Origin of the sequence: Arsenicicoccus cauae, assembly GCF_009707125.1 — a bacterium.
Taxonomy (GTDB): Bacteria; Actinomycetota; Actinomycetes; order Actinomycetales; family Dermatophilaceae; genus Arsenicicoccus; species Arsenicicoccus cauae.
Genome location: NZ_WLVL01000023.1, coordinates 140674 through 154643, shown reverse-complemented (window position 1 = coordinate 154643; position 13970 = coordinate 140674). Strand labels below are relative to the sequence as shown.

Annotated in this window: 11 protein-coding genes; all 11 read right to left on the bottom strand. The window is 73.1% G+C overall.

Going from position 1 to position 13970, the window contains the following annotated elements:
- Positions 1-26 precede the first annotated feature (26 nt).
- The 11 genes from GGG17_RS07025 to GGG17_RS06975 all read right to left on the bottom strand — a co-directional run bounded on the left by GGG17_RS07025 (position 27) and on the right by GGG17_RS06975 (position 13876).
- On the bottom strand, positions 27-806 hold the full coding sequence (locus GGG17_RS07025; RefSeq protein ID WP_154593033.1) for a YggS family pyridoxal phosphate-dependent enzyme: 780 nt from the start codon (positions 804-806) through the stop codon (positions 27-29).
- Complete coding sequence (gene pgeF, locus GGG17_RS07020) at positions 806-1552, bottom strand: peptidoglycan editing factor PgeF (protein ID WP_311966490.1); 747 nt, start codon at positions 1550-1552, stop codon at positions 806-808. Before pgeF ends, GGG17_RS07025 begins: the two co-directional genes overlap by 1 nt.
- 134 nt (positions 1553-1686) lie before the next feature.
- A complete protein-coding gene (ftsZ, locus tag GGG17_RS07015) occupies positions 1687-3006 on the bottom strand; it encodes a cell division protein FtsZ (protein WP_311966489.1) in 1320 nt (439 codons plus the stop codon).
- Positions 3007-3191: 185 nt separating this feature from the next.
- Positions 3192-3929, bottom strand: coding sequence for a cell division protein FtsQ/DivIB (locus tag GGG17_RS07010; protein ID WP_195849149.1), 738 nt, complete (start codon positions 3927-3929; stop codon positions 3192-3194).
- Positions 3926-5386 (bottom strand): UDP-N-acetylmuramate--L-alanine ligase, encoded by a 1461-nt coding sequence (gene murC / locus GGG17_RS07005; protein WP_154593030.1) that lies wholly within the window; start codon positions 5384-5386, stop codon positions 3926-3928. Before murC ends, GGG17_RS07010 begins: the two co-directional genes overlap by 4 nt.
- Positions 5383-6525, bottom strand: coding sequence for an undecaprenyldiphospho-muramoylpentapeptide beta-N-acetylglucosaminyltransferase (murG, locus tag GGG17_RS07000; RefSeq protein WP_154593029.1), 1143 nt, complete (start codon positions 6523-6525; stop codon positions 5383-5385). Before murG ends, murC begins: the two co-directional genes overlap by 4 nt.
- On the bottom strand, positions 6522-7766 hold the full coding sequence (locus tag GGG17_RS06995; protein WP_154593028.1) for a peptidoglycan glycosyltransferase FtsW: 1245 nt from the start codon (positions 7764-7766) through the stop codon (positions 6522-6524). The genes murG and GGG17_RS06995 overlap by 4 nt, the downstream gene beginning before the upstream one ends.
- Positions 7763-9271 carry a UDP-N-acetylmuramoyl-L-alanine--D-glutamate ligase gene (gene murD, locus GGG17_RS06990; protein WP_375804507.1) on the bottom strand — a complete coding sequence of 503 codons (1509 nt, stop codon included), beginning with the start codon at positions 9269-9271 and terminating at the stop codon, positions 7763-7765. The genes GGG17_RS06995 and murD overlap by 4 nt, the downstream gene beginning before the upstream one ends.
- A gap of 5 nt (positions 9272-9276) precedes the next feature.
- Positions 9277-10362, bottom strand: a complete 1086-nt coding sequence (gene mraY, locus GGG17_RS06985) for a phospho-N-acetylmuramoyl-pentapeptide-transferase (protein ID WP_311966487.1) — start codon at positions 10360-10362, stop codon at positions 9277-9279.
- Entirely contained in the window at positions 10359-11975 is a 1617-nt protein-coding gene (locus GGG17_RS06980; RefSeq protein WP_288798149.1) for a UDP-N-acetylmuramoyl-L-alanyl-D-glutamate--2,6-diaminopimelate ligase, read from the bottom strand. Before GGG17_RS06980 ends, mraY begins: the two co-directional genes overlap by 4 nt.
- Positions 11976-11986: 11 nt before the next feature.
- A complete protein-coding gene (locus GGG17_RS06975) occupies positions 11987-13876 on the bottom strand; it encodes a peptidoglycan D,D-transpeptidase FtsI family protein (protein ID WP_154593027.1) in 1890 nt (629 codons plus the stop codon).
- Positions 13877-13970: the final 94 nt, after the last annotated feature.

The window sequence follows — 13970 nt, the reverse complement described above, 5'->3', positions numbered from 1 at the left end:
GTCGTCGATCATCGTCGCGTCGAACGCTACCGGGGCGCCGGTCGTGGTCCGAGGATTGCGGAGCCGACACGCAGGTGTGTCGCGCCGTGCGCGATCGCCTGCTCGAGGTCGCCGCTCATGCCGGCCGAGACCATGGTCGCCCGGGGGTGGGCGGACCGCACCTGGTCGGCCAGCCGGGCCAGCTCGGCGAAGGCGACCGCCGCGGTCGAGGAGGGGCCGGCGTCGTCGGCGGACCGGCTCAGGGGGGCGACGGCCATCACGCCACGCAGGTGCAGGTGCGCCGCTCGCCCGACCTCGTCGGCCAGGGCCGGTATGCCGTCCGCCGGCGCACCTCCGCGCGACCCGCTCGCGCGGGGTCGCCCGGAGCGTGGGGCGTCGGCCAGATCCACGCGGTCGTCCAGATCCACCTGCAGAAGCACGTCGAGGTGGCGGCCCGCTTGCTCGGCGCCCCGGTCGAGAGCGGTGACCAGACGGCTCCGGTCGACGGTGTGGACGACGTCGGCCCAGGAGGCCACCTGGCGGGCCTTGTTGATCTGCAGCTGCCCGACGAAGTGCACGGTGAGAGCGTCGCGCTCGTCGTCATCGAGCCCGGCGAGCTTGGCCGCGGCCTCCTGCGCCTTGTTCTCCCCTACGTCGGTGACCCCGAGACCGATCAGCCGCCGCACGTCATCGAGGGGAAAGAACTTGGTGACCACGACGAGGTGGACGTCGTCACGGTCCCGGCCCGACGCGGCGCAGGCCGCGACGATGCGCTCCTCGACCCGGGCCAGGGACTCGGCCAGGTCCGCGGTGCGGACGTCGCCCATCACGCCACCTCTCGCCGCAGCACGACTCCCCCGAACCGTCCCGTGGTGCCGGACCGGCGGTAGGAGTAGAAGCGGTCGTCCTCGTAGGTGCAGCCGGGCACCCAGGTCACCACGACCCCCAGGTCGGCGAGCTGAGCGACGACACCGGTGGCGACGTCGATGGCGGGCGTGCCGCCCCAGGTGCGGGCCAGGCACTCCGGGACCGACCTGCCTGCCGCCTGCTGCATGTCGGCCGGCACCTCGTAGCAGCGGCCGCACACCGAGGGACCCACGACGGCGCTGATCGCGCGGGCACCGAGGTCGCGCATGGCGGACACGGTCGCGGGGACGACCCCGGCGAGCATCCCGGGGCGCCCTGCGTGGGCCGCCCCGAGGACCCCGGCCTCCGGGTCGGCGAGGAGCACCGGCGTGCAGTCGGCCACGAGCACGGCGAGCGCCAGCCCGGTCCGCGTCGTGACCATGGCGTCGGCCACGCCGGCCGGCCCGCGGCACGGCCCGTCGACCTGGACCACGTCGGCGCCGTGCACCTGGTCGACGAGCACGAGCGCGTCGGGGGCGACGGCGGCCGCCTCGGCGACCCGACGACGGTTGGCGGCCACGGCGGCGGGGTCGTCACCGACGTGGCTCCCCAGGTTGAGGCCACCGGCAGCGCCCCGGCCGCCGCCGTAGGGCGCGTCGCTGACGCCGCCGCGGGCGTCGGTGAAGGCCCGCCACACGGACCCGTCCTGCTGCTGGTGGGCGAACACCCCACGAGGGTAACGGCACGAGGGCGCACGATCGGGGCGGTAGCGCGTGAGGCCCCCGCCTCGGTGGCGGGGGCCTCACGCGGCGCCGGCTCGTCGACCGATCGGGAGACCGTCGCGCCGCAGGGTCGACCGACCTACTTGAGGAAGTCCGGGACGTCGAGGTCGGCCGCGTCGTCGAAGGTCACCTGTCGCGGCGGTCGCTGCTGCGACTGCTGCTGCTCCTGCTCGGCGGGCCGAACCTGACCCGGGGTGCCCTGCTGCTGCGGCTGGCCCTGCTGCTGCACGGGCTGAGGCTGACCCTCCCCCTGGGCCGGCTGCTGCGGCCGGCCCTGCTGCTGCGCCTGCTGGGGCTGCTGCTGCTGGGGCTGCTGCGGTGCCGGACGCTGCTGCACCGGCTGCTGCACCGGTCGCTGGGGCTGCTGCTGGGCGGGACGCTGCGGCTGGGACTGAGGGAGCGGGCGCTGCGGCTGGGACTGAGGGAGCGGCTCCTCGCGGCGGGGCTGCGGGTCCCCGCCGTCGAAGCCGGCGGCGATGACGGTCACGCGGACCTCGTCGCCCAGGGCGTCGTCGATGACCGAGCCGAAGATGATGTTGGCCTCGGGGTGCGCGGCCTCCTGCACCAGGCGGGCCGCCTCGTTGATCTCGAAGAGCCCGAGGTCCGAGCCACCCTGGATGGACAGCAGGACGCCGTAGGCGCCGTCGATGCTGGCCTCCAGCAGCGGGGAGGAGATGGCGAGCTCGGCGGCCTGCACCGCCCGGTCCTCGCCGCGGGCCGAGCCGATACCCATGAGCGCCGACCCGGCGCCCTGCATGACGGACTTGACGTCGGCGAAGTCGAGGTTGATCAGGCCCGGCGTCGTGATGAGGTCGGTGATGCCTTGCACACCCGACAGCAGCACCTGGTCGGCGCTGCGGAAGGCGTCGAGCATCGAGACGTTGCGGTCACTGATCGACAGCAGGCGGTCGTTGGGGATGACGATCAGGGTGTCGACCTCCTCGCGGAGGTTGCCGATGCCGGACTCGGCCTGGTTGGCGCGACGGCGGCCCTCGAAGGTGAACGGGCGGGTCACGACGCCGATGGTCAGGGCGCCGAGACCGCGGGCGATCTTGGCGACGACGGGGGCGCCGCCGGTGCCGGTGCCGCCGCCCTCGCCGGCGGTGACGAAGACCATGTCGGCCCCCTGCAGGACCTCCTCGATCTCCTGCGCGTGGTCCTCGGCGGCCTTCTTGCCGACCTCGGGGTCGGCGCCGGCCCCCAGCCCGCGGGTCAGCTCGCGCCCCACGTCGAGCTTGACGTCCGCGTCGCTCATCAGGAGGGCCTGGGCGTCGGTGTTGATCGCGATGAACTCGACCCCCTTGAGGCCGACCTCGATCATGCGGTTGATCGCGTTGACACCGCCGCCGCCGATACCGACGACCTTGATGACGGCCAGGTAGTTCTGTGGTGCTGCCACGGTGGGGCCTCTCCTGCTGGGGGCAACCAACCCTTAAACCCTAAAGGTTGAGTGCAAGGTTATGGTTCTGTTATGGAACGTCGAGAGAAAGGTACGTCCTGCTCGAGGCGCGGGGCAACCTCCGACCAGGCGTGTTGCTACCCGCATGGACCAGCCGACGAGCGCTCCTGCCGGCGTCCCGCGCGTCAGGTGGTCGCCGGTGCGTGCGGCGCGCTCACGTTGACCGTGGCGGGACCCGACTTCAGCAGCGCGGTCAGGACCTTGACCTTCAGCTGAGGTTCAGTGCTGTCCCCCCAGAGGACCTTGGTCCTGCCCGCCTGGAAGGTCACCATGCTCGGCCCCTCGAGCCGCACGGCGGACACGGTGGAGCGCAGCTCCGGCGGGAGCGCGGACAGCACGGAGATGGCGGTCGTCAGCCCATCCGGGGTCGCCGCGCCCTGACTGGTCACGACGGGCACCCCCTTGGGCGCCTCGGGCGCGGTGAGGTAGGCGACGCCCGACGCGTCGACCAGCTGCACGTCGCCGCCGCGGTCGAGCGCGAGGACCGGTCGGCGCGGCTCGACGCGCACGAGCACGGTGCTCGGCCACTTGCGCGCCACGTCGACCGAGGCGTAGAGCGGGGATCGCGTCACGCGCTGCCCCGGCCCCGCCAGGTCGACCCGGGCGAGCGGCACCCCGAGGGGGATGTCGGCGGCCCGCCGGACCGCCTCGGCCTGCGACCCCTGCACGCCCTCGACGACGACGGAGCGAACGGCCAGCACCGGGCTGAACCACACGAGGTAGACGAGGCCGCCCACGAGGGCCGCCGCCAGGACGGCGAGCAGGATCGGGCGCCAGCGCAGCCGCCGGGCGGTGCGTGCCCGGTCCTCGAACCGCGCCCGGGTCGACCCGCCCTCGCCGCGGCCGGGACGTCGGGACCTCACGACCGGACGCCCTCCCCCAGCGCCGCGAGGATCCGCGGGCCCAGCTGGGTCACGTCGCCGGCGCCGACCGTCAGGACCAGGTCGCCGGGCCGTGCGAGTTCCGCCACGAGCGGGGCGGCGTCGGACCAGCCCGGCACGTAGTGCACCTCGCACGCGGGGCCGCCGTCGGTCGCCGCCAGCGCGCGCACCGCATCGGCCACGAGCGCGCCCGACACCCCGACCACCGGGTCCTCCCGCGCGGCGTACACGTCCATCACGATGACGACGTCGGCCGCCCGCAGGCCCGCAGCCAGCTCGGCCGCGAAGTCCCGCGTGCGCGAGTAGAGGTGGGGCTGGAAGATCACGACGAGCCGCGAGGGCCGGTGCACGAGGGACGCGGCGGTGCCCACGACGGCCGCGACCTTGCCCGGGTTGTGGGCGTAGTCGTCCACCACGGTGACCCCGCCTGCCTCCCCCTTGAGCTCGAACCGCCGCCGGGTGCCGGTGTAGGCGCCCAGCCCCCGGGCGGCCAGGTCGGGGTCGAGACCGAGACCGTGGTGGGCCGCGGCATACGCGGCGGTGGCGTTGAGGATGTTGTGCGAGCCCGGTATGGCGATCCCCAGACGCACCTCGTGGTCCCCGTCCAGGACACGGGCCACGGTGCGGAAGCCGTCCACCTCGTGACCGAGCACCCGCACGTCGGCGGCGGAGCCCGTGCCGTAGGTGACCACGCGCACCCCGCTCGCGCAGGCGCGGCGGGCGAGCGCGGCGGACCCCGCGTCGTCCGCGCAGGCCACCAGCAGGCCACCAGGACGGATGCTGCCGGCGAAGGCGAGGTAGGCGTCCTGGACGGCCTCGAAGGTGCCGTAGTGGTCGAGGTGGTCGGGCTGCACGTTGGTCACGATCGCGACCTCGGGGTGGTAGACGAGGAAGGAGCCGTCCGACTCGTCGGCCTCGATCACGAAGGCCTCTCCCCGGCCGGCGTGCGCGTTGGTGCCCAGCCCGGCCAGCTCGCCCCCGATGGCGAACGACGGGTCGGCGCCCGCGTCGAGCAGCAGGGCGGTGAGCATGGACGTCGTCGTGGTCTTGCCGTTGGCGCCGGCGACGGCCAGCACCCGACGGGCGTCGGCGGCGCTCGCCAGCGCCTGGGACCGGTGCAGCACCCGCTTGCCCAGCGCGCGCGCCCGGGCCAGCTCGGGATCGGTCTCGCGGGTGGCCGAGGAGACCACGACGGTGTCGACCTGATCCACCGACTCCGGACGGGCGCCGACGTGCACGTCCGCACCGGCCTCGCGCAGGGCATCCAGGACGGGCAGGTCCTTGGGATCGGAACCGCTGACGACGACGTCCCGGCCGAGCAGCACCCGGGCCACGGCCGACATGCCCGCGCCGCCCACGTTGGTGACGTGGACCCGCCCCAGCTCGGAGAGCGGGACGACGGGGGCCCTGAAGTCGAACCGGTCCTGGTGGACGCTCATCTACTCACCAGCCCCTCTCTCGACGTGGCGGCGAGGGCCTCCTCGACCAGGTCCGCGAGCCGGCGGTCGCCGTCGCGGGTCCCGACGTGGGAGGCGGCGGCCGCCATACGGTCCAGTCGCTCGCGGTCCCGGACCAGGGGCACCAGGACGCTGTCGACCCAGCCGGGGAGCAGCTCGGCGTCGTCCACGACCAGGCCGCCGCCGGCGGCCACGACCTCGGCTACGTTGAACCGCTGCTCGCCGTTGCCGATGGGCAGGGGGACGTAGACCGCGGGCAGGCCCACGGCCGTCAGCTCGCAGACCATCCCCGCCCCGGCCCGGGAGACGACCAGGTCGGCGGCGGCGAAGGCCAGGTCCATGCGGTCGGAGTACTCGCGGACGACGTACGGCGCACCGTGGCCGACGGGCACGGGCTCGAAGGCCTTGCCGGCGCCGGTGACGTGCAGGACCTGGATCCCCGCGTCGGACAGCTCGCGCACCCGCGCGGCGAAGGTGTCGTTGAGGCGCTTGGCCCCGCTCGAGCCGCCCGTCACGAGCAGGACTGGGCCGCCGCCGACGTCCAGCCCGAAGTGCTCGAGGGCCTCGGCGCGCCGGGCGCCGCGGTCGAGGCCGGAGATCTCGGTGCGCAGCGGCATCCCGAGGTGGCGGGCACCCGCGAGCCTCGTGGCGGCGAAGGTCGTCGCGACGAAGCGGGTGAGGCGGGCGCCGAGGCGGTTGGCCAGGCCGGGGCGGACGTTCTGCTCGTGGACGACGATGGGCAGACCCCGGCGGCGGGCCGCGAGGTAGGCGGGGGTGGACACGTAGCCCCCGAACCCGACGACCACGTCCGCGTCGACCTCGTCGAGGATCGACCCGGCGGCGTCGACCGCCCCCTTGAGGGACTGCGGCAGCCGCAGGAGCGCTGCCGATGGCCTGCGGGGGAAGGCGACCTTGGGAATGGTGCGCAGCGGGTAGCCGCGCTGGGGGACGAGTCGCGTCTCGAGCCCGGTCGCCGTCCCGAGGACCGTGATGCGGACGTCGGGGTCGCGTCTCCGGAGCTCGTCGGCGAGAGCGAGCAGCGGCGAGACGTGCCCTGCCGTGCCCCCGCCGGCGAGGACGACGGACGTCGCGCGGTGACGGGGCGAGGGGGTCGAGGTCATCGGTCGATCCTAGGTCGTGCGTCGCGGGCGGGCCGGGACCGGCGCAGGCTGCGGGCCTCGCGGGCGCCGGGCTCCTCGCGCGCGAAGGCCATGAGCATGCCCAGCGCCGTGAGGGTGGAGATCAGGGCGGTGCCGCCGCCGGAGATGAGCGGCAGGGGGACGCCGATGACGGGCAGGAGCCCGGTGACGGCGCCGATGTTGATGCTGGCCTGCACCACCAACCAGGCCAGGACGCCGGCCGAGGCGATCCGGACGAAGAAGTCCGACGACCGGAAGACCAGGCGGTAGCAGGCGTAGGCCAGCAGGGCGAGCAGCAGCAGGACCGTGAGGGTGCCGGGCAGCCCGAGCTCCTCGCCGATGATGGCGAAGATGAAGTCGTTGCGGGACTCTGACAGCCACCCCCACTTCTCGGCGCTCTCCCCCAGCCCCTTGCCCCACCAGCCCCCCTCGGCGAGGGCATACTTGCCGTTGACGACCTGGCGGCACAGGTCGAAGTTGGTGGCGCACCCGTCGCCGATCCAGGCGTCGATGCGGCCGAGCCGGTTGCGGCTGGTGAACGTCATGACGGCGACGGCGGCCACCCCCAGCAGCCCCGCGATGCCGAAGAACCGGGCCGACACGCCCGCGGCGAAGAGCATGCCCGCCACGATGGCGAGCAGCACCAGGCCGGTGCCCAGGTCGTTGCCGGCGAGCTGCAGGCCGAGGAGCAGGACGGCGACCGGGCCGAGCGGGATGACCGCGTGCCAGAAGTCCGCGAGGCGTTCCTTCTTGCGGTCGAGGATCGCGGCGCCGAAGACGACGATGGCGATCTTGGCGAACTCCGAGGGCTGCAGCTGCACGCCGGCCACCTGGATCCAGTTGCGGTTGCCCTGGAACTCCTGGCCCAGACCGGGGACGAAGATCAGCGCCTGCAGGGTGACGGACAGCAGGATCCCCGGCCAGGCCAGCCGCTTCCACAGCCGGACCGGCAGGCGGGAGGCGATGACGCACAGGACCAGGCCGATGCCCGCGAAGAGGAGCTGGCGCAGGAACAGGTCGTAGCTGCGGATGCTCGAGGCCGAGAGGTACATGACCAGACCGACGATGGTCAGCGCCGCGGTCACCGACGCCAGCAGGTAGTAGGTCGTCAGCGGGGTGTCGATGCTGTCGAGGAAGTCCACCACCCGGTCGGGCAGCGTCTCGCGCCCCGTGCGTCGCGCGCGGGACGCACCCGTCGGCGAGGCTCCGGGGCGGGTCGTCATACGGTGCTCCCTCCGAGCCGGCGCACCGCCTCGGCGAAGGCGTCGCCGCGGGCTCCGTAGTTGGTGAACATGTCCATCGAGGCCGCTGCCGGAGCGAGGAGCACCACGTCCCCCGGCTGGGCGAGGGTGGTGGCCTCGCGGACGACGCGCGCCATGGCACCAGTGTCGGTGCCGTCCACGTCCACCACGGGCACATCGGGTGCGTGTCGAGCCAGGGCCTGCGCGATGCGGGCGCGGTCGCGGCCCATGAGCACGACGCCCACCAGCCGGTCCGCGCGCGACCGGACCAGCTCCTCGACGTCGGCCCCCTTGAGCAGCCCGCCCGCGATCCACACGACGCGTCCGAAGGCGGCCAGCGAGGCCGACGCGGCGTGCGGGTTGGTGGCCTTGGAGTCGTCGACGTAGCGGACTCCGTCGACCGTGGCGACCTCGGCGATGCGGTGCGCCTCGGGACGGTAGGCCCGCAGCCCGTCGCGCACGGCCATCGGGCCGACGCCGAAGGCCCGTGCGAGGGCCGCGGCGGCCAGCGCGTTGGCGACGTAGTGCGGCGCCACGTCCGGGGCGTCTCCCTGCAGGTCGGCGAGGGTGCCCAGCTCGGCGGCGCTGGAGTGGCGCTGCTCCACGAAGGCACGGTCCGCGAGGACGTCGTCCACCAGGCCGACCATGCCGGGGGCGGGGACCCCGATGGTGAAGCCGACGGCCCGGCACCCCTCGACGACGTCCGCCTCCATGACCAGCAGCTCGGTCTGCGGGTCCTGCACGTTGTAGACGCACGCCACCTGAGTGTTGTCGTAGACGCTGCCCTTGGCGCGAAGGTAGTCGTCGTAGGAGCCGTGCCAGTCGAGGTGGTCCGGGGCGACGTTGAGGCACGCGGACGCGAGCGGCGACAGTGACCTCTGCCAGTGCAGCTGGAAGGAGCTGAGCTCGACCGCGATCACGTCGTACGGCGTCGGGTCGAGCATCACCTCCATGATGGGCGTCCCGACGTTGCCGGCGGCGACCGCCCGGGCCCCCGAGTGCCGCAGGATCGACTCGAGCATCGTGACCGTCGTGGTCTTGCCGTTGGTGCCGGTGACCACGAGCCAGGGCGCCGCGCCCTCGCGGGGGCGCATGCGCCAGGCCAGCTCGACCTCGCCCCACACGGGGATGCCGGCCTCCGCAGCGCGTGCGAGGAGGGGGTTGTGGGGCGGCACGCCCGGCGAGGTCACGACCAGCTCGGTTCCCTCGGGGATCTCGTCGGTCGCCTGGTCCCCCAGTCGGATGTCGACCCCGAGGATGTCGAGGATGCGGGCGTGCTCCTCGATCTGCGGGGTCACGTCCGGGCTGTATGCCGTCACCACCGCGAGGCGCTCGCGCAGCGCGTCGGCCGCGGCGAAGCCGGAGCGGCCGAGGCCGACGACCAGGACTCGCAGCCCTGCCCAGTCGGCGTCCTTGTGGGTGAGGCCCGGCCGCGGCTCGTAGCTCGCGTCGGCGATGCCCTCGTGCCCCTCGTCGTTACCCTGCACGTCCGTCACGCTCCCACGACCCACTCTGCGTAGAACAACCCGATGCCGAGCGCGACGAAGAGCCCGGCGATGATCCAGAACCTGATGACGACGGTGATCTCGGCCCAGCCGAGCAGCTCGAAGTGGTGGTGCAGCGGCGCCATGCGGAACACGCGCTTGCGGGTGGTCTTGAACGAGCCGACCTGGATGATGACCGACAGCGCCTCGAGGACGAACAGTCCTCCGAGGACCACCACGAGCAGCTCGGTGCGGGTGCAGATGGCCAGGCCCGCCAGGGCGCCGCCGAGGGCGAGGGACCCAGTGTCGCCCATGAAGATCTTGGCGGGCGAGCCGTTCCACCACAAGAACCCGAAGCACGCGCCCATCAGGCAGGCCGCGACCACCGCGAGGTCCCGGGGATCACGCACCTCGTAGCAGCCGGCGCTGGGGGTGATGGCGCAGCTCTGGTTGGTCTGCCAGGTGCCGATGATCACGTAGGCCGCGAAGACCATCGTGCTGGCCCCGGTCGCCAGCCCGTCGAGGCCGTCGGTGAGGTTCACCCCGTTGCTGGTGCCCGCGATCATGAGGTTGGCCCACAGGACGAACAGCAGGACGCCCACCCAGGGCAGGGTCGAGCTCACGTCGAGGTCGAGGTTCGTGTCCCGCACCGAGGAGATGACCGTCGAGGCGGGGGTGAGACCTCGGGAGTTCGGGAACTGCAGCACGAGCCAGGAGAAGACCAGCCCGACGATGCCCTGCCCGGCGAGCTTCTGCCAGGATCGCAGGCCGAGGCTGCGCTGCTTGGAGATCTTGATGTAGTCGTCGAGGAAGCCGACCAGGCCCAGGCCCGCCATGAGGAACATCACGAGCAGGCCCGACGCCGACGGGGGCCACCAGGTGAGCAGGTGAGCGAGGGCGTAGGCACCGAGGGACGCGAGGATGATGACGGCACCGCCCATGGTCGGGGTGCCGCGCTTGGTGTGGTGGCTCGTCGGTCCGTCGTCCCGGACGAACTGGCCGTAGTGCTTGCGCACCAAGAAGCTGATGTAGGCGGGCGTGCCCAGCAGGGCGATCAGCAGCGAGACACCGGCGGCGATCAGGACGGCCTTCACGAGCTGGTCTCCTCGGTGGTCGACATCTCATCCTGCACGTGAGGTGCACGCTCCTTCAGGTCGGTGCCGGCTCGGTGCTCCCGGAGCGCCGCGGCCAGCTCCTCCCGGTCGTCGAAGGGGTGGGTCTGGCCGGCGATCTCCTGGCCCTGCTCGTGGCCCTTGCCGAGCACCACCACGGTGTCCCCGGCGCCGGGAGCGGCCGCCGCCGCAGCACGGATGGCCGCGGCGCGACCCGGCACGACCTGCACCCGGACCTGAAGGTCCTCGGGGACCCCGCCGGCGACCGCCGCGCGGATGTCCGCCGGGTCCTCCGAGCGGGGGTTGTCGTCCGTCACCACCACGAGGTCGGCGGTCGCGGCGGCGGCGGCGCCCATGTGGGGTCGCTTGCCCGGGTCGCGGTCACCGCCCGCCCCGAGCACGACGACGAGCCGTCCTCGGGTCTGGGGACGCAACGCACGCAGCGCCGCCCCCACGGCCTCGGGGGTGTGGGCGAAGTCGACCACGGCGAGGGGCTGGTCGGGCAGCCCGGTCTCGACCCGCTCCATCCGGCCGGGCACGTGGGGGTCCTCGCAGACCGCGCGCGCGGCCCGGGCGAGCTCCTCGCCACCGAGGTGCAGCAGGAGGGCGGCCACGGCGGTGTTGACCTGGTTGAAGTCGCCGGGCAGGGGGCAGACGAGCTCCAGGCTGGTCTCGTCCCCGTCGGTGAGCACGAACGCCCGGCCACCGAGGTCGCGCACCTGCCAGTCGGCCTCCGCGCCGGTCGCCGACACCGTGACGACCGGGATCGTCGCCTGCTCGGCCAGCCTCCTGCCCCACGGGTCGTCCACGACCACGACGCCACGTCGCGCGCGCTGCGGGGTGAACAGCGAGGCCTTGGCGGCGAAGTAGTCCTCCATCGTCCCGTGGAAGTCCAGGTGGTCCTGGGACAGGTTGGTGAAGGCCGCGACGTCGTAGACGACGCCGTCGACCCGATGCATCACGAGGGCGTGGCTGGAGACCTCCATCGTGCAGCGCTGCACACCCCGCTCGGCCATGACGGCGAGCAGCGCCTGCAGGTCGCTGGCCTCGGGCGTCGTGCGGGTGCTGCGCAGCCGCTCGTCGCCGACGCGGGTCTCGACCGTGCCGACCAGACCGGTGCGCAGGCCGAGGGAGCGCAGCCCGCCGTCCACCAGGTAGGCCGTGGTGGTCTTGCCGTTGGTGCCCGTGATGCCGTAGACCGCGATCTGCGTCCCGTCCGGCCGGGCGTAGACCTCGGCGGCGGCACGGCCCAGAGCCGCCCGGGCATCTGCTGCGACCAGCAGCGGCAGGTCGGCGGCGGCGGGTCCCAGGTCCTCTCCCACGACGGCCGCGCCGGCCTCATCCGTGAGCACCGCCACCGCCCCGGAGTCCAGGGCCTGCGCCAGGAACCTGGCGCCGTGCACGTTGGCTCCCGGCAGGGCGGCATACAGGTCACCGGCGCGGACCGACCGCGAGTCGAGGGTGACGCCGAGGATCGCCGGGTCGGCGCAGGGTCCGCCGGAGACGGTGCGCAGGACGACGCCGTCGAGCCGGCGCGCGAGATCGGTCGCGGCGAGGGCTCGCACGTGCGCGGGGCGGGGGAAGGGGGTTGCCACGAGCACCGAACCTATCGCGTCCCGGTGCTGGAGCGGGCCCGCGAGGGGTTCGCGGTGGTCGACGACGAGGTCTTGTCCTCGTGCAGCCGGAAGCCGCCCCAGGTCGCGGGCAGGTGCGGCGCGGGGCTGCCGCTCGGCGGGACCTGGTACTTCTCCAGCGCGGACTTCATCACCTCGGTGAAGACCGGCCCACAGGTCTGGCCGCCGTAGTGGCCCCTGATGGGACGTTGGAGGGTGCAGGCCACCACGAACCTCGGCTCGTCCGCCGGCGCGAACCCGATGAACGAGGCCGTGTGACCGACGTAGCCGCCCGCCTGCTCGTCGTAGCGGTCGGCGGTCCCTGTCTTGCCGGCGACCCGGTAGCCCGGGATGGAGGCATAGGCGCCGGCGGTGCCCTCGTCGGAGACGACCGACTCCATCATCTCCCCGAGCGTCTTGGCGACGGGCCCCGAGATGACCTGCTGCCGCTCCGGGGCCTTGGCCGGCGTGAAGGTGCCGTCCGGCTCGGTCTGGCCGTTGATCAGGGTCGGCGGGATGCGCACGCCGCCGTTGGCGATCGTCTGGAAGACGCTGGCCGACTGGACCGCGTTGAGACTCATGCCCTGACCGAACATCACGGTGTAGCGCTGCGACCCCGTGGGGTTCTTGGGGACGATGCCCGCCTGCTCGCCGGGATAGCCGATCCCGGTGAGGTGGCCGAGCCCGAACCTGCCGAAGTAGTCCATCACCTTGGCCACCGGGAGCTTCTCGCCGGCGAGGATGGTGCCCATGTTGGACGAGGTCGCGAGGACGCCGCTGAGGGTGAGCTGCTGCACGCCGTGCTCAGAAGAGTCCTCGAAGACCTTGTCGGAGCGGGGGAGCTTGGACGGCACCGTGACGGGGGTGTCCGCCGTGGCGACGCCCTCCTGCAGCACGGCCGCCATGGTCATGACCTTGGCGGTCGACCCCGGCTCGAAGTTCTCCTGGAAGGCCTTGTTGGAGACGGTGCCCCCACGGTTGAGGCTGCTGAGGTCGGCCGGGTCGAAGGTCGGGTAGCTGGCGACGGCCAGCAGCTTGCCGGTGCGGACGTCCTGCACCACGACGTAGCCGTTGAGCGCCTCGCGCTGCGTCACGGCGCGCGCGAGGGCGTTCTGCGCCACGAACTGCAGGTCGGCGTCGATGGTGGTCTGCACGTTGCGGCCCGGGACGGCCGGCGTGTGGGACTCGGTGCCGGTCGGGATCTTGAGCCCGCTCGGGGTGGTCTCGTAGCGCTGCTCGCCCGGCTTGCCGGCGAGCACGGAGTTCATGAGCTGCTCGACGCCGCCGACGGGCGCCCCGGCATTGGTCATGGCGCCGACCAGCGAGGCGGCCCCTGTGCCGGCGGGATAGACGCGCTTGGTCGTCAGCTCGGCGGTGAGGCCGCCGATGCCGAGCTTCTTGATCTGCCGCCAGGCCACCGGCGTCATGTCGGTGGCCACGGGGTACCACCGACGCTCGCCGGTCAGCCGCGCCTGCACGTCGGCGACGGGCAGTCCGAGCAGCGGGGCGATGTCGGCGGCCGCGCCCTGCGCGCCCACCTTGGTGCGTGGCCCCTTGGGGGTGAGGCGCTTCTGGTACTCCTTGACGGCCTGCTGGTCGACGATCAGGGTGTAGCGCTCGATCGACTCGGCGAGGACGGTGCCGTTGCTGTCGGTGATCTGCCCTCGCGCGGCGGGAAGGGTGCGCTTGGCGCTGCGCTGCTCGAGCGCCTTGGCGGACATCGCCGCCGCGTCGAACCCCTGGAGTCGCACGAGCTGGGCGGCGAAGACCGTCAGCACGAGCAGGGAGACGATGAACATCGAGCGGACCCGACGCCGGGGGTGCATCCGCGCCCGGGACCCCGTGACCGGCTGTCCCTGACGGGTGGGTCGCGTCGCGGTCACGCGCTCACCTCGATCCTTCGTGCGCCCGGGGCGCGTCGGTTGTCCGTGGGTCTGGTCGTGCTTCTTGCGGTGCCCACCGCCTCCATCATCGACC